The sequence below is a fragment of the Candidatus Obscuribacterales bacterium genome, from assembly GCA_019744775.1.
Lineage (GTDB): Bacteria > Cyanobacteriota > Vampirovibrionia > Obscuribacterales > Obscuribacteraceae > SBAT01.
In genome coordinates, this window is record JAIETZ010000002.1 from 145,123 (window position 1) to 159,691 (window position 14,569).

Genomic DNA, 14,569 nt, shown 5'->3' on the forward strand with positions numbered 1-14,569 from the left:
TGTGTTTGTACAGTTATCTTCGTGCTGGTGCCTTCGTGATTGGTCCACCCGTTGCAGTTAGTGGCTCCGGTAACGCCGGCGGCTTTATCTCCGGCGCTCTAGCTCCAACTTCAAGAATTTCAAGTCCAGGCTCGTCGAATGTCCAAGACTCTATGAGTTTGCCATCGGTGCCTAATTTCTCAGGTTGAATTACTACCCGTCGGCAACCATGTAGCCATACTGTAATTCCGGTGGCTATTCCTTCAAAGCCTGTTACCTTATCGCGTACCCTGTCACCTAGTTTCACTTCGATCATTTCTTTCTCCTTTGTTTCTTCTTGAATTTCTGCATATCCATTTGAGCGATTAGCTTTCTTCCGAGCATGTCCGGTCCTTGCTTGCATTCATGCGGGAATTTATCGAAGAAGACGGCACACTTCCGGCAACGATAAACAACTTGGCTATAGCCTTTTGCATTGATCAAAACACTTGATTCTTCCTTGGTCATTTTCTCTCCAGTCGTTCCTTTGTACCATCGAGCATTGCGGCTATATATTCATCATCAGTGGCGTAGTGCAATGCGCCCCATTCCATACAGCAAGAAGCATAATCCTCGCGAGCTAGCTCAATGAATACCAAAAGCAATTCACGATTTTTCATTAACTCATCGGCTAATTGCTCTTTACTGATTGGTTTATCATGGACTGCTCTCACTGCTTTTCTCCTTCTCTATTTCGGCGCGAACTTCATATTGCAATCCCTCGGCAAATCGCTTCTGAAATTCATAATCAGGCATCAAATTTTTAAACTCCATGAATCTCCTAGCTGCAAGAATCAATGCACTATCCTTTACGTGATTTTCTTTCCGCAGCCTCTCAATCTCATCTAAGAGGGCGGGGATGTCTGTGCGCGCGTGGGCTATGAATTCGGCGTCTGGATGATTGATCTTGCGAAAATCCTTCCTGTAGCAGTTGCAATCCTTTTTAGATTTCCCTTTGCCTATACATCTTCCGCCGCTTACTTCATGCACTACGTAATCAGTCATAGGGCGCATTGTTTGACTATCAAAATCTTGAAATACAGGCATTGCGTCCTGAGTTCCCCATCGCCGGAATTGCATCACGTAGATACGCCCCGAATGAGTAGTAGCTAGATAAGCTTGTTGAACCGAGGTGTTGCCAAACCATGCCCATGGTCCCTTCGTTGCCTTATCCGCACGTTCTTTTATTGCTTCGATGTCGATACTCATTTCGGTGCCACCATTTGTCTCATCCATTTGAATAAATCCTTTTCCTCGAACTTCACGTAAGGATCTGCAATCTGTACGATTTGGGCTCTTTCACACATCAATGATGTGCCATCGGGACAATCTGGGTCTATCTCTACTGCGCCTTCTGGCTTTACGCGATACAGCGCACCATTTGGAAACATCGCTGCAAATGCACGTGCAGCCTTGCTATTGGTGGTGACATACACTCGATCTCTGCGAATATATTGCGCTTCATGACCAGCACGCTCCGAATAGTCAACAAGATTCCTTCCGCTCGGTTTATCCTGCTCATTAGGAGGCAATAGATATGCACCGACTTTCAAATCGGGTATTCCGCCATGATAGTAGTAACCTTCGTATGTCATTTGATCACCGTGCCTGCTGTTAATCCCACCATCCAGCTAATGAGAATTAGCCAAACCAACTTCGATGGTATCCATAATGCGCATAACCACTCTCTCATTCCTTCCCCTCCAATGCTCTTGTAAATGCCTCTTCTGGTGTATCGCCGCGAAAACGATTTATCTTGTCGTATTGATTGCCAGTAGTACTGCATAAGTAACCACCACCAACTGATTTTGCTCTCAAGTCGATTACACCAAATTTCCGCAACATCTTTTCTATCAAGTTCCATTTCTCAGCCTTTGCTTCCGCAAGCGCTACACGTTCAAGCAATTCTTGCCACTCGCCATCGGAAACATTGTGGCTCAATGCTCTATCCGCAGCATCCAATATTTCAGTTGCTAAACTCATTTCATTTCCTCCCTACTCTTATTGCTGTCTACCTTCTAACTCTGCAAGCAGTTGCTTGATCCTTTCCTTTGTCGGCTTGCCCATTCCGACAACCGGGCAAAATACCTTCTCTCCAAATGGCTTACCCAATGAGTACCCAGTTTCATAGAGCGAGACTTCTATACCGCTTAATGTCTGATTGACAATAACCACGCGTTCATTCCACCACTTATTCGTGTTGAATTTGGGAACGGATTCATAACGCCGACCATCAAAGTAAATGCCATTGGGCAAATTTGCTCTTGTCGGCAACGCACTATAACAACTCCTTGATTCAGGATTGCTTGCGTATTTATCGAAGATTTTTTTGTAGTAATGGCTCATGGCTTATTAATCTATCTGGGTGTCTCAGTTAACATTAACCTTGGGGCTTGGTGGCGGCTCGCAAACAGTTACGCCGCGAATTTGCTCGAAGAACTCGATGTTGCTTTTATGTGCATAACTTTTTGCCTTCATCATGCGTGGGATCTGCACAAGAATCTCAGCGCTCGTCCAATCCGGCTTAACAAGCATTTCATTTCTTCCAAATACATGGGAAGAGTGAATCTTGGCACCTGTATTCAGAATGGCATACATTAAGTCGGAGAGACATCGATAACTACAACGCTGCACCTTGAGTAACTTCCAATCGTAATCACTCTCTGTCATCCGTACATCCTCCTGATCACATCCTCGTAGACTTTTTCATAGCCATGGAGTTTCATTTCTTTTGCCCATGCAAGAATTCCAACGCGAGCTATTGGATCATCAAACTCCAATACGACGCAATCAAATTCCTTGGTGGGATTGGTCAATTTCTTAACCTCATATCTTGGTTCAAGTCCATTCGCTTTACTCATCCTCTCCCCTTTCCTCTAACGAGACAAATCGTCCTTCCTTGTAAGCAATATCTGCTTTCGCTTTCTCGGGCTCGTAAGGCTCCCCGATATCCAAGTCGATAGACGGTTGCCCAGCCCCGAACCAATCAAACCAATCTCTCGGAGTCAATTCATCAACGAATCGCTGAGCATTTTCTTCGCTGATATCTTCATCCTCGTCATGCTCAACCATTACCGAAAAGGTAACTTCAACTGTTGCATTTATTTCTGTTAGTGTCTTTGCCATTTTCCTCTTCATCCTCTAGCTGCTTCTTAATGTCAGCCAGCCGTGTAATCCGATATTCATACCCCCCCATTTGGGAGATCCTTCACTGCAACGAGATTGCAACCTGCGCACATGGTCAAGCTCTGTTGCCACCATTACCCATGGGTCATTTTCGTAGGTCATACTTTTACCTTCTTCTTGCGGTTCAAACGCTCTTTGTTGACGCTAGAATCTAGACCTTCCATATAGCCAGCAAGCGATCTAAGGGTTTCTGTTACTTCCTGCCATTTATTCTTTTCTGCCAATTCAGACACGTGCTTAAATGTGTCCGGCATATGCTTTGCTCTCGCATACTGACGATATTTAATAAGTTCACTTCTTGTATATCCACTCATTTCATTTCTCCTTCTAAAATTGTGGGATAGAGCCGCTATTTAGCTAGACGCTCATCCCATAGGTGCAGGGCAACTCTCAGACCCCGCCCTGCTAGGGCTTTGGAGGACTCCACCAATTACTTGGTGGCAGCACCTGAGGCTTTGTTCTCGCGTTGCAACTTCAAGATGTTGACCGCGTGTGTCATCTTCTTTTCGAGAGCCTCAACACGCTTTTCAAGTTCGTAATTTCTTACTGCCAAAATGCCTATGGCTTTAGCTTGTTTCTGAGTGATCTCATACAATGCACCGGGTGTTAGAACCGTTGCATTATCTACTGCCATTACTGGCAAAGCAGCCACCATCATTACAGATAGTGCTATTAGTTGTTTTTTCATTTCGTTCTCCTTTTGTTTATTGATTAGTGAATAGCTACATGCACTTGAAACCAATGAATGAGCCAAGGCAAGTCAAAGCAGAGGAATCGCAATAGCGTAAAAGCCGTTAAAACCATTCCAATGATCGCAAAAACAGCGACATCGCCAAAACTTCCGTACATACTCTCTCCTTCTGTGTGCGTCCTATAAGGACTGTTTTGTTTCATTGTTAAGCTGATAACTTAACTGTCGTCAATACCAGGCATTTCGTTAGTGCGTGCGGGACACTCACATCCGTCAACCAGCTTGACCAATTCCTGAAAGATTTCATCTTGCACGTCTTCGGCAATGTCCGACCACCACCATTCAAATCCTTTCCTGTCTAGGAGCATATGCAACGTATTGAATGCCTTCTGTTGATTCAATGGCAGTGTTTTTACTTGTTCACGCCATTTAACGTCTTTGTCAAATACGTACTCATTGATTTGTTGGAGTGTTTTCACTTCCCTAATACCTCTCTTGCTTTTGCTCCTAAATCCTTCCCTATTGGCTTGTAAGCCTTGCCTGTTTCATCCTTGCTCAAATAGCGGTAAGTCTTTGGATCAGCGTAAAATTTCAGAGTCTTTTCCAGGTTCATAATGCGATTCATGAATCGATGGAAATCATCACTCTTTTCGCGCAGGAGTCTATGAGCATTAGCTCTCACGACTTCAATGCATTCAATATCTGAGCCGTGATAACCAGCACACTTATTGCACTGTATGACTTGATTTGATTCGGGATATTCGCAAACCATCTTTTCTAAACCCTATTCGCTACAAAAACCAAAGACACAATCATCACGACTGCCCCTAAGGCAAGTCCGATAGCGATACACATTTGTCATTACCCTCCCAAATAAATGCAGACTGCAAAGCTTCCTGCGGTGTTTCAAAGCTGGTATGAGCGTCTTTTGTATAAGCACGAATGCGCCAATCTTCGGGACCGTGACACTCTAAGATCACCGGTGAATGATAAGAACGAGGCTCGCCCCATTTGGTGTATTCAGGCATCTTCAAGACGAGCTTGCCGACTTCGATCACGTTGAGAAAATCAAGACTTACGCGCCCACCAATTATGCGAAGTAATTCCCGCCTGAGATATCTCAAGTTATTCAGGGCAACGTCATAGCTGCCTGGCTTGTTGCCTATAGCTTCTACCGCAACGGCAAGTTGTTGGATTACTGTTTCTTCTTTCATTTCTTCCACTCCTTCTTAACTGTCCAATGCCAGATGGCTTTTATCCCTTCACCATGCATGAACCCGATGAATGTCTTCTTCTCGTTCAGCATTACTTTGTCTGCCGGCTTGCCACATAACCGGCATTTGATTTTCTCTTCTTCATCTGGCATATCCGCGCATCCTTATATCTGAGACTTGCAACAAGACATCACAGATTGCAATTGAGTAACTATCATCACTGGCTACTGCAATGCCAATTCCATTACGTTTTAAACCGCAAACGTATTTGATCACTCCAACGGCATGATGATTAGCCGCTGACCAGAATTTCCACTCTTGATTATGATGCCGTCTGAGTAGAATCTTGACCGCTGACATAGCATCATTTATCGACGTTGCTGGAGTAAACTGCCGATGACCGTCATTATTGGACCCGTCAGTAACTCGGACACCGCCATGTTGATTTGTCCAAGTATTATTGCCTGTGAGCTGCCATTTCATTACATGCTCTGCAATCTTGTTATTAATGTCTACGTCGTTCATTCTCATTTGTCGATTCTCTTCTTCTTTCCGTCCGGGGTAACTATCCAATGTCCTCTATTTGCCATTAACTTGTGTCGTTCTTCTATGTCCTTCAATTCCTGATCAGTCTTTGGCATGGCTTCAAGTGAACGAATGAATTGTTTCCTTTGCATCAGTTATAACCAGTCGTTCTCGCATTCAAGTTCATCAAGTTTCTGTAATTGCCTTAGATTGAAATTGATCATCCTTATCTCTTGAACAAGAGCAACTCTCCGTTCTTGCAGAGATGCCATTAATTTCAATCTTTCTGAGTACGACATCAGAACCTCAACAAGATCCCTTGTGCTTCACCTTTCAACGGACCAAGCATCTCGGCATTGTCGCCAACTAATGCCAGCCTTCCAACTACATGCAGCAATTCATCAAACTGCTTATCTAGCTGATCGCATTCTTGCAGTTGTGCTTCTTTGCTAGCATTGCAATGGATAAGCTCTCTGAGCTTGGTGGTTAGAACTACTAATTGCGGCATTATGCCTTCCTCCACATTCTATTGATATGACGCTCTCGCATCTTCTGATCTTCGTTTTCTTTGATACACGGCATCAGGTCAGGGCTTTCATTGATGATGCGGATTTCTTGAGCTGCAGCTTCGTCGCACTTCTGTTGCCACAAGTTATCGAAGCGCTCATTGAATAGCTTGTCAGCAAGCATTTCTTGCTTGAAGATATCTACTACCTTCATTGCTGTTATTACGAATACTGTGCCTGTAGCACTGCCTAAGAAACAGGCTATGAATTCACCGGAGTCCATCTACTGTTTCCTCCATCATTTCGTTTAGTGTGTCGTTAAGTTCGCCAAGTTCGTTGGCGATTGTTCTATTGGTGGCTTCGTTTCGTGTGCAATTCCTATCGAATCGGGCACCGAAGTTGAAGCAAACAACTGTTATCGTTACATCCAGCACGATATTTATAACTTTCAAAATCTGATCTAGTAACTCGTTCACTTGTCCTCCTTAATGTAATGCGTTAATTGCTCTGGCTATGTTGTCCAAACTACTTACGGCGTAAACAGCCACGACTAACCAACAACATCTAATACTCGTATCTATTACTGTTCTCACCGTGACCATTTCCAACCTCCTTTCTTTTCTTCTGGTTGTTCACCAGGGTTCGCTAAACAAGACTCACCATCGTTATGCAAGTAACGGAACATGCCTATCTCGAATTCATCCAGGCAACATCTCGATATCCGCCCACACTTCGGGCATATGATTGGCTTGTCCGGTTCGGTCATTGCCCTTCTGCCTCTTTGCCATTTCCTGATCTGCATTTCTTGCAATGACTCTGCGGCACTAGCTTTGCTTTCTGGTCTTTGCCTTGCTTGCGAAATCCGAATCTAGAACTTATCGGTCCACTGCCACCACAACATGGGCAATCTTTCTCGGCTTCTTTCTCTTCTTGTTGTATTTCTTCTGGTGTCATGTCTTTCATACTCCTTAAAAATCCAGCTCCTGGCTTTAGTCTTATTACCGTGAACCTTCCTTCCTCTGTGATCTCGTCATAGATTTCATCAACCCTTAATAGGTGTCTCGTATCCTTCCTGCCGGCTCCCATGAATTGCTGACAGTTCTTACATTTCTTGGATCGATAGGAACTACCCGCTTGATTCCGCAACAACCGGAAATCTTCTTTCGGTGTCGGTCGTCCACACTCTATGCAATCTATGACGTTATCTTTCATAAACTGCTTAGCTCCTTGCACAATCGAGAGAACAACTCCGTTATTTGTTTGACTAGTAAGACAACCTTGCATCTTTTCTGAATCCTTTCCTCTGTCAATTCTTGATACGCTTGCTCTAACGTGTTCAGTCTTTCTTCCGCTCTGCGTAATGCCTCGCCTGTATCAATGACTCTTTGGTAATGGGCTAGTAATCTGTCATCGATAGTTTGTTCGTGGGGTTGTGTGCCCTCCCAGATGCCTCCGTATTCGTTTGTGTCGTCTTGGTACGTCATTGTTATGCGCCTACCAGATAGTCTTTTGTGACAAGACCTAATTCCTTGGAGCCTCTAACAAATGGACTCCACCAATAAAGCCCACTTTTCCTGGCTTTAAAATGACCGCGAACAAGATGTAAACGCCGACTATCCCTGTTACTGCATGACGAACCATTTGACCGATCATTTTGAACATCTAGTCTTAATCGCAATAACTTATGGGAAACAAGCGGAAGCTTTCCGCGTCGCTGCCTAGCCTTATTAAGTCTCTCGCTAGGAATAACATCAATTGGTACTAACAGATTCTTGCAATTCAAGAGACACAAAACCAAAGCAGATTTGGAAATATCAAGGAAAGTTCGTCTATTAATAAACTCATCATCTAGAGAATGTGCATGTCGCATTAGCGATGTATTGAATATCTGTGACTCGCAATCAAACTCACATATAAGGGGGGAACAAACAATCTCTCCAGCCATTTCAAGAAAATGAATTGTTTGCCAAGCAGTACCCTGATCGTTCAGGGCATTAAGCAAATATCCTTGCTTATCGCGTTTGGCACAACCACCAGGAAATTCAATCCAGAGTTGAGCAAATGGCATTCTTGCATAAGAAATAAACTCGTTATTCTTTCCAATACTCCAATCATTTAATAGAGTGGAAAGTAGTTCGGTTACAGGGCCGGTTTCAATTACAAACTTCACTGCTTGTATAAGACTGGATTTCAAATCTGTACACCCAACCGTTACTTCTATGTCTGATGCGCGATCAATTATTCGATGTATGAACATTACGCTTTCCTCACAGTAAAAATGGAATGACGATCTGGGCGACCATACTGGTGGCACTTAGATAAGGGATGAACATGATGCAGACGTATCTGCCTTTTCTGAATACCTTGTAGACAACCGGGTGACGATCTTTGAACTTGCCTTTGAATTTCACCGTTTCCTTTCCGGGCAATAGATCAACGGTTCCCATAAACTCAACAGGACCACGATAGATTTCTTGAATGTCTGCCCCGGGTGCCAGTTTCTTCAGTGGGGGGAGTGGATCACTATCAATAACGCCTGGCTGTAACTGCAGTTTCGGATGAATAAGTGAATAGGTATCGTTCAATCTATCCTGCACTATTGGCTGAACCGCTTGCCCAATAGATAGCGGAGCAACCATAGAAGTATTCGCCTGTACCGGCAACGCCAATGCAAATAAGCTAGTAACTGAAATGAATACTTTTCTGACTGTCAGCTTCATGTTCACTCTCCCCATCTGTGACTAATCGGATACCTTCATAAACAAAGCCAGATTCCTTCTTCACCTTATTAACGCCTCTGCGTTTCAGCTCTAAGCCAAGTCTGGTGTTACTCCATGGCTTGTGTCCATTACGTTCGCACCAGGTCTGATAGCCTCGATAAAACTCACTTGCCTTAATTTGAGAGAATTCGTTCTGTTCAATTCTCTGACTAATAAATTCGCCTAGTGTGTCGCTTTCTTTTTCATATTCCTTCGTGGCGTCTGTAACACGCTTCGGCGGTGCTAGTCCTTCAGCCATCCAAGTGTGATAACCAATCAATGCCCACTGAAATATTCCTTCGCGTTCTTCTAAGAGCTTCTCAACCAGGTGCTGATCGCGCTCTTGTTCAGGAATAGTGACTTCAAACGGTATTAGCAAAATTCTTCGCCAAATACCAAAATCAGATCCACTGATTCGCGGCTTGTGGTTACCATGCAGCCACAACTTACCGACCGGCTTAAACTCAAACGGTTCTTTATAAAGCAGTCTTGCTGGTATCATTTCGCCACCGGTAATGTCCTTTATCAAGGCTTCATTCAACTTGGCGGTATCCGCAATTTCACTAGCTCGGATGAATCGCCTACCGACAATCGATGACAAGCTATCCAGTTGCGTATCATTCTTGTGATCCATAATTGCGTTAGCGCGGATTGTCTTTGAATAGTCTCCGAAGATTTCTTGCAAGACAGTAAGAAATACGCTCTTTCCATTCATGCCACCGCCATAACAGAAGAACAATTTCTGTTCGGTAATGTGACCGGTTAGTGTATATCCGATAGCTCTTTGCAGGAAGCATGTCATCTCATCATCACCGCCCATGATCTGATCAAGAAATGCCAGCCACTTCGGGCACTTAGCACCACTCTTAAATGAGATATTCGCTTTCCTGGTTATTAGTTCACTTCTGTCATGCTCTTTCAGCTCAAAAGTATCCAGATTTACAATGCCATTTATGCAATTGAATAGAATTGGATTTTTGTCAAAATCTTCCATTTCAACTCTTACCTTCTTATCTGAACGTGCCAGACTAATCATGTTTTCTATTGCTGATCTGCTCTGAGTTTTCTTCGCCCACTTCATATAGCTTTCGCGCTCTGACTCACCAATCGTTTCTGATTCTTTCCATAAAGCATCAGTTACTTTTTTGGCTCTCTCTTGTACGCCTAGATGATTTCCAGATTTCCAGAAGCCTTGATCCCAGGCATACCAGCCCAAGTTCTCATTGAATTTCAGGTCATCACCCATGTATTCAATGAACTTCTTAGCGCTTGCCAGGTCGGTGCCTGTGATCTCTTTATCCTCACGGATTCGGACAACATTCTTTTCTTCCACCTTTGGGGCTTCTTTCATGGCTGGAGCATTCTTTGATAGCTCCAGCAGCTCCATCAATCTGTGTCCGGCACCTAACCAATCAGATACATCACCTTTTTCAGGAACATCCAACTCAAGTATCTTTATTGACTTCGCTTTGCCGAATAGGTTATTGGCGATGTGCTGAACTCTATTCCTGCCAGCGCGGTCATTGTCCGGCAGAAGAATAACGTCACAGCCTGTCAGAACTTCTGTATAGCTATCAGACCAAGTTCCGGCACCAGATGAATTAGTCGTTGCCACCAATCCGCGATTAATAAGATTGTCTGCGTCCTTTTCACCTTCACAGACATAAACAGTCTGACCGAGTTCCTTGGCTTTCAAAACAGCGCGGAAGTTATATAGAACGCGCCGGACATTCTTTAGGCTCCATGACCCATCTGCAGCCTGCTGCTTGAATGTCTTTGGATTTTCGGGATCATCTGTCTTATATCGATGGACTTGAAAGAGCAATTCGCCATTTTCATCACGGTAATCATAGGAACGCTCATACGTTTCTATGACATCTTTCTTCTTGCTTTTCTTTTCTGGCTTAACGGAGGCAATCGGCTTGATGAATCCGAGTCGTTTCAACTCATCCATGACCGCAATTTGGCTGCAGCCAGTTTTGCAATTCCAGAGCAACTTGCCTTCAGCATCGGTAATACTCAGGCTGTTATGAGTATCATTATGGGCGGGACAGCGAGTGAGCCAGCCGTGACCGGCTCTTTTCGCGTTCCCTAATTGCTTGGCTATCTGCTCGGCATTCATGGCTGGTTAAAATACGCTCCGACCACCAAAGCCACCATTACCGGCAAAGTTATTGCCTTGTGGTTGCATCGGTTGCTGCCCAAAACCCTGATTTTGGTTCTGATTTGCAAAGCCCCCAGGATTCTGCTGCCCATTGCCAAAACCCTGAGCTTGTCCGGCAAAGCCTTGATTCTGTTGTGCCGGTTGTTGCTGTTGCATCTGTCCACCATTAAGGCGCTGATATTCAGCAACTACAGCTTGCCGGACTGCTGCCTGCAATTGTTCTGAGAGCTTGACCGTATTCATGCGTCCGGTTTGCCCGTCCTGGCGCTGCCACTGAATTTGCGGCATGGCGACAAACATATTGCCATTCTTATTGATCAACCGGCAGCCAACCACCGTCAGATCAAATCCTGGTTGGATCTGGATCACTAAGTTACATTTCGCCATTGCATAGCGATCTGGTTGCATATCTTGAACTAAAATACTCACCTTTCTATCCTCCTAACCTTGTATAAACGTTTGCCGTATTCAGCTATTAACAGAGCATCTGCCCTGCCATCACTAGGTGTTCGGCTGTGATCTCTTACTAAATTTGCTTTCGGGAATAATTTCTGTGCAAGCCAAATTGAGCCTTCCTTAGTCTTTGGCTTGCACAATGCTGCCTGCCAGGTCGTCGGATGAACTGTCCTGTACCGAATACCAGCTTGCTGCAACACTGAAAGAACATTGCCATAATCGGCTAAGAAAGTACGTAAACCAGCCGTCTGCACAGCGCGCATAATAAACAGCTCTTCGACATAAAGCTCATAGTCATAGACATCCTTACCTGCAAGCCATTCACCAAGTGCCTCACTCAACTTTCTAGAATCAATAGTTATGATTCCATCCCTGTCATCCGGATCTATCAGAGGCATGTCTATAAAGAATGGAAGCTCCGGATCGTTAGTATCTATCAGGGCAACTGCTCCCTTTTGCCCTGGATCAATTCCGCAAAAAATCACGCTGTCTTCCTCGCCTTCTGAATGCGGCTCAAGGCATGTAGATATTTTGCTTCCGTCAATCCGTATACATTTTGATTTGCTTCGTCATATATCACCTGGAAATCAGCGGTAAGCATGCGTCTAACAGCGTCTTTAGCTGTATCAAAATCCATCCCTACATCACTCATGGCTGTGTTAATCAGTAGTGAAACGCCTTCAGTACCCATCTCATCACTGCCGGTTATCGCTTGTCCATCAAATATATTGATGGCATCTGCCATTGCTCTATCGGCTTCTGTTGGCTCAGGCATTTCTTGCTGAGCTTCCATAATTTGGTCAACATCTTCCGGCGGATTCTCTGGAACCTCACCGAATAAGTCTTCGCATTCACGGACGAAATCTGGATCTAATTGCTCATTCAAGCCAAGATCTTCATTTACTTGCTTTAGCTCAGCTTGCTTTTCTTCGTTACGGCTCCGCATAATTTCGCGAATCTTGGAACCGCCTTCACTTGCTGGCAAGAGTGATATTGAACTGATCCATTTAGTAAGTTCTTCCGAATTCAGGACTGATTTGCCACCAAATGACATTTCAAATCCTTTCTGTGATCCAATTTCTCGGACGATTAGCTTTCCCTCTGTCTGAATTTCTATCGGCATTTCTCTTCCTTATATATGCGTTACGGTCTGCCTGTAAGTGTCAGTTCTTTTGAATTCACCAGCTCGTCAGTTGCTGACTGAATACGCTTTTGAATTTCATTCAATAGATCCCATTGATGCTGCCGTGTGCAGCCTACCAGCGGCAGCTCAGCCAATATCTCTATCTGAATCAGTCGTCGTGGATTGAGCGACTTACGTCTTTCTTGCGTTGTTATATTCAATTTCTGAATCATGTTTTTCCTCGCGCCATAGCGGCTGGAAGCCCCGAAGGACTTCCAACTATTTTGTTTTTCGATCCTTACAGTTTCTTCCAGCCGCTGACACCATAAGTGGTGTCATTTCTTATGCGGTTATTATCCTGCACTATCGTTCAGGATTCAAGCACTAAAAGCAGCTAATTTTCGGGAATCAGTTACTGATCGAAATACGAGTGGTGTCACTTATATATCGGCGCTATAGGGAATAGTATTTTCTTAATCAGAGTTAAGGAATGGTATCAACTCTCTTAGAGAAACTTTTCGGGCAAAAAGTTATTGGCTTGACACATGCACACCTAATTGGAAATACGTACCACGTACTTCCGTTTTCTTCACGGTGAGAAAACCGGTTCAATTTCATGGCATTTCTGTTCAGTTTTCCCACCAGCGCATGAGCATGTTTTGCTGTTTCTTGGCTGGGATGAACCGATTTTATTTCATACAGATTTTCGGTTGGTTCGTGCAACACAGAAAATAAATTCTATTGTTGGCTGACAAGGTGGAGTCAAATTCCCTAAGAATCGGATGATTCATCTCTATCTTGAAAAGGCTGGGGGTCCTGAACAGTTTGCTGCATAGGCTGCACAGTTTCTGAACAGTTTGTCTAAAACTGTTCAGCCTAGTCTATGCCTCGCTGGTGGCGGGTTTCCCTACATAACCTGAACAGTCTGCATACTTTTTTCTGGAAAAAAATAAAAAGAGAAAAAGAAGAAAAAGAAGAATAGAAAAAGAGAAGAAATAGAGTAAAAAGCGTAAAAGAATAGGGAAAAACTGTGCAAGACTGTTCAGGAATGGGATATGACAAGTCGAATTTATAGCACTGGTGTGCATTACGGCGACTGCACACTTGGCAGCCAAAACTATTCAGGACTGTGCAGAACTGTGCAGCCGGTTTTTTAGTTGTTAAGATGCAGAGACTAGCCGCTTGGCTAGTTCATCGAGGTCTATCTTGGCAGCTTGAGCGATTTGGGCTGCTTTCTCAAGGCTCGGTTGTTTGCCTTCATAGACATAAGAATGGCAAGTCCGGTCTGACAGATTGCTTGCTCGCGCCATTTCGGTTGGATTCATCCAGCCAGCTTTATCCATGACCCATTGCCAGGCTTTTAATGGTGTTTTGTGTGATATGCCTGCCATTAGTTATTCTCCGGATTTGGCAATGTTTTGAAAAGATGGAATGAGCGTGTGTACAAAAAATCAAGCAAGTTCTTCATGCCGTCTTTGGCTGAACTCGTGCTCTTCTCAAATATCGGCTGCAAATTAGAGTTATGGAAAAGTTGAGCAAGGGCTAAATCGCTGTTTGTATTTGCCATGGCGGTCATGATTGTTATGCCGGACTCATTCTTTATGTCCGGCATTTTGTTTTCTATGAGTTTGAGTAGTTCTCGAATATCCCGGGCAAGAGATTCAAGCGTGATCTGGCTCTCATCGATATCGAGCGAAAATTTCCTTTCCATGACATGTTCTCCAGCATTAGAACTTGAACAGATCAGCTGTATCTAATGGATGAACGATCAATATCGTTTAGGATATGTCGCCTCAAGATGACCTATATCAAGCGTGTATGTAAGATATGCCGGAGGTCGGAGTCGAACCGACACGCCCTTTCAGGCGGATGATTTTGAGTCAACTGCGTCTGCCATTTCGCCACTCCGGCATCAAATGGGTCTAAC

The 14,569-nt window shown here is 44.2% G+C and carries 32 protein-coding genes and 1 tRNA gene; all 33 read right to left on the reverse strand.

The window, feature by feature from the left end; all coding sequences use genetic code 11:
• Positions 1-13: 13 nt before the first annotated feature.
• The 33 genes from K2Y22_04280 to K2Y22_04440 all read right to left on the reverse strand — a co-directional run bounded on the left by K2Y22_04280 (position 14) and on the right by K2Y22_04440 (position 14,553).
• Positions 14-295, reverse strand: coding sequence for a hypothetical protein (locus tag K2Y22_04280; GenBank protein MBX9877654.1), 282 nt, complete (start codon positions 293-295; stop codon positions 14-16).
• On the reverse strand, positions 292-486 hold the full coding sequence (locus K2Y22_04285; GenBank protein ID MBX9877655.1) for a hypothetical protein: 195 nt from the start codon (positions 484-486) through the stop codon (positions 292-294). The genes K2Y22_04280 and K2Y22_04285 overlap by 4 nt, the downstream gene beginning before the upstream one ends.
• Positions 483-692: a hypothetical protein gene (locus tag K2Y22_04290; GenBank protein MBX9877656.1), complete on the reverse strand. Its 210-nt coding sequence runs from the start codon at positions 690-692 to the stop codon at positions 483-485. Before K2Y22_04290 ends, K2Y22_04285 begins: the two co-directional genes overlap by 4 nt.
• Entirely contained in the window at positions 676-1,254 is a 579-nt protein-coding gene (locus K2Y22_04295; protein ID MBX9877657.1) for a hypothetical protein, read from the reverse strand. Before K2Y22_04295 ends, K2Y22_04290 begins: the two co-directional genes overlap by 17 nt.
• Entirely contained in the window at positions 1,224-1,613 is a 390-nt protein-coding gene (locus K2Y22_04300; GenBank protein ID MBX9877658.1) for a hypothetical protein, read from the reverse strand. The genes K2Y22_04295 and K2Y22_04300 overlap by 31 nt, the downstream gene beginning before the upstream one ends.
• A gap of 94 nt (positions 1,614-1,707) precedes the next feature.
• Complete coding sequence (locus K2Y22_04305) at positions 1,708-2,001, reverse strand: hypothetical protein (GenBank protein MBX9877659.1); 294 nt, start codon at positions 1,999-2,001, stop codon at positions 1,708-1,710.
• Between the two features lie 18 nt (positions 2,002-2,019).
• On the reverse strand, positions 2,020-2,292 hold the full coding sequence (locus tag K2Y22_04310; GenBank protein MBX9877660.1) for a hypothetical protein: 273 nt from the start codon (positions 2,290-2,292) through the stop codon (positions 2,020-2,022).
• A gap of 96 nt (positions 2,293-2,388) precedes the next feature.
• A complete protein-coding gene (locus K2Y22_04315; protein MBX9877661.1) occupies positions 2,389-2,688 on the reverse strand; it encodes a hypothetical protein in 300 nt (99 codons plus the stop codon).
• Complete coding sequence (locus tag K2Y22_04320; GenBank protein MBX9877662.1) at positions 2,685-2,879, reverse strand: hypothetical protein; 195 nt, start codon at positions 2,877-2,879, stop codon at positions 2,685-2,687. The genes K2Y22_04315 and K2Y22_04320 overlap by 4 nt, the downstream gene beginning before the upstream one ends.
• Positions 2,872-3,144 carry a hypothetical protein gene (locus K2Y22_04325; protein ID MBX9877663.1) on the reverse strand — a complete coding sequence of 91 codons (273 nt, stop codon included), beginning with the start codon at positions 3,142-3,144 and terminating at the stop codon, positions 2,872-2,874. Before K2Y22_04325 ends, K2Y22_04320 begins: the two co-directional genes overlap by 8 nt.
• A gap of 158 nt (positions 3,145-3,302) precedes the next feature.
• Complete coding sequence (locus tag K2Y22_04330) at positions 3,303-3,518, reverse strand: hypothetical protein (protein ID MBX9877664.1); 216 nt, start codon at positions 3,516-3,518, stop codon at positions 3,303-3,305.
• Positions 3,519-3,634: 116 nt separating this feature from the next.
• On the reverse strand, positions 3,635-3,892 hold the full coding sequence (locus K2Y22_04335; GenBank protein ID MBX9877665.1) for a hypothetical protein: 258 nt from the start codon (positions 3,890-3,892) through the stop codon (positions 3,635-3,637).
• Positions 3,893-3,915: 23 nt separating this feature from the next.
• Entirely contained in the window at positions 3,916-4,053 is a 138-nt protein-coding gene (locus tag K2Y22_04340; protein ID MBX9877666.1) for a hypothetical protein, read from the reverse strand.
• A 60-nt stretch (positions 4,054-4,113) separates the two neighbouring features.
• Positions 4,114-4,374 carry a hypothetical protein gene (locus K2Y22_04345; GenBank protein MBX9877667.1) on the reverse strand — a complete coding sequence of 87 codons (261 nt, stop codon included), beginning with the start codon at positions 4,372-4,374 and terminating at the stop codon, positions 4,114-4,116.
• A complete protein-coding gene (locus K2Y22_04350; protein ID MBX9877668.1) occupies positions 4,371-4,667 on the reverse strand; it encodes a hypothetical protein in 297 nt (98 codons plus the stop codon). The genes K2Y22_04345 and K2Y22_04350 overlap by 4 nt, the downstream gene beginning before the upstream one ends.
• 55 nt (positions 4,668-4,722) lie before the next feature.
• The gene (locus K2Y22_04355; GenBank protein MBX9877669.1) at positions 4,723-5,109 is read right to left on the reverse strand and encodes a hypothetical protein; all 387 of its coding nucleotides are present in this window, start codon (positions 5,107-5,109) and stop codon (positions 4,723-4,725) included.
• The gene (locus K2Y22_04360; GenBank protein ID MBX9877670.1) at positions 5,106-5,261 is read right to left on the reverse strand and encodes a hypothetical protein; all 156 of its coding nucleotides are present in this window, start codon (positions 5,259-5,261) and stop codon (positions 5,106-5,108) included. Before K2Y22_04360 ends, K2Y22_04355 begins: the two co-directional genes overlap by 4 nt.
• Positions 5,251-5,634, reverse strand: coding sequence for a hypothetical protein (locus K2Y22_04365; protein MBX9877671.1), 384 nt, complete (start codon positions 5,632-5,634; stop codon positions 5,251-5,253). The genes K2Y22_04360 and K2Y22_04365 overlap by 11 nt, the downstream gene beginning before the upstream one ends.
• Positions 5,635-5,636: 2 nt before the next feature.
• Entirely contained in the window at positions 5,637-5,786 is a 150-nt protein-coding gene (locus K2Y22_04370) for a hypothetical protein (GenBank protein MBX9877672.1), read from the reverse strand.
• Between the two features lie 146 nt (positions 5,787-5,932).
• On the reverse strand, positions 5,933-6,142 hold the full coding sequence (locus tag K2Y22_04375; protein ID MBX9877673.1) for a hypothetical protein: 210 nt from the start codon (positions 6,140-6,142) through the stop codon (positions 5,933-5,935).
• Positions 6,142-6,423 carry a hypothetical protein gene (locus tag K2Y22_04380; protein ID MBX9877674.1) on the reverse strand — a complete coding sequence of 94 codons (282 nt, stop codon included), beginning with the start codon at positions 6,421-6,423 and terminating at the stop codon, positions 6,142-6,144. The genes K2Y22_04375 and K2Y22_04380 overlap by 1 nt, the downstream gene beginning before the upstream one ends.
• Entirely contained in the window at positions 6,410-6,616 is a 207-nt protein-coding gene (locus tag K2Y22_04385; GenBank protein MBX9877675.1) for a hypothetical protein, read from the reverse strand. The genes K2Y22_04380 and K2Y22_04385 overlap by 14 nt, the downstream gene beginning before the upstream one ends.
• Before the next feature lie 286 nt (positions 6,617-6,902).
• On the reverse strand, positions 6,903-7,094 hold the full coding sequence (locus K2Y22_04390) for a hypothetical protein (GenBank protein ID MBX9877676.1): 192 nt from the start codon (positions 7,092-7,094) through the stop codon (positions 6,903-6,905).
• Between the two features lie 532 nt (positions 7,095-7,626).
• Complete coding sequence (locus K2Y22_04395; GenBank protein MBX9877677.1) at positions 7,627-8,397, reverse strand: hypothetical protein; 771 nt, start codon at positions 8,395-8,397, stop codon at positions 7,627-7,629.
• Positions 8,398-8,407: 10 nt separating this feature from the next.
• Entirely contained in the window at positions 8,408-8,860 is a 453-nt protein-coding gene (locus tag K2Y22_04400) for a hypothetical protein (protein ID MBX9877678.1), read from the reverse strand.
• Positions 8,820-11,021 carry a hypothetical protein gene (locus tag K2Y22_04405; protein ID MBX9877679.1) on the reverse strand — a complete coding sequence of 734 codons (2,202 nt, stop codon included), beginning with the start codon at positions 11,019-11,021 and terminating at the stop codon, positions 8,820-8,822. Before K2Y22_04405 ends, K2Y22_04400 begins: the two co-directional genes overlap by 41 nt.
• Before the next feature lie 6 nt (positions 11,022-11,027).
• Positions 11,028-11,492, reverse strand: a complete 465-nt coding sequence (locus tag K2Y22_04410; protein ID MBX9877680.1) for a hypothetical protein — start codon at positions 11,490-11,492, stop codon at positions 11,028-11,030.
• A complete protein-coding gene (locus tag K2Y22_04415) occupies positions 11,489-12,004 on the reverse strand; it encodes a hypothetical protein (GenBank protein ID MBX9877681.1) in 516 nt (171 codons plus the stop codon). The genes K2Y22_04410 and K2Y22_04415 overlap by 4 nt, the downstream gene beginning before the upstream one ends.
• Positions 12,001-12,642 (reverse strand): hypothetical protein, encoded by a 642-nt coding sequence (locus K2Y22_04420; protein ID MBX9877682.1) that lies wholly within the window; start codon positions 12,640-12,642, stop codon positions 12,001-12,003. Before K2Y22_04420 ends, K2Y22_04415 begins: the two co-directional genes overlap by 4 nt.
• Before the next feature lie 20 nt (positions 12,643-12,662).
• Positions 12,663-12,875, reverse strand: a complete 213-nt coding sequence (locus K2Y22_04425) for a hypothetical protein (protein MBX9877683.1) — start codon at positions 12,873-12,875, stop codon at positions 12,663-12,665.
• 927 nt (positions 12,876-13,802) lie between these two features.
• Positions 13,803-14,033, reverse strand: coding sequence for a hypothetical protein (locus tag K2Y22_04430; protein ID MBX9877684.1), 231 nt, complete (start codon positions 14,031-14,033; stop codon positions 13,803-13,805).
• Complete coding sequence (locus K2Y22_04435) at positions 14,033-14,353, reverse strand: hypothetical protein (GenBank protein MBX9877685.1); 321 nt, start codon at positions 14,351-14,353, stop codon at positions 14,033-14,035. Before K2Y22_04435 ends, K2Y22_04430 begins: the two co-directional genes overlap by 1 nt.
• A 117-nt stretch (positions 14,354-14,470) precedes the next feature.
• A tRNA-Leu gene (locus K2Y22_04440) sits at positions 14,471-14,553 on the reverse strand.
• Positions 14,554-14,569 lie beyond the last annotated feature (16 nt).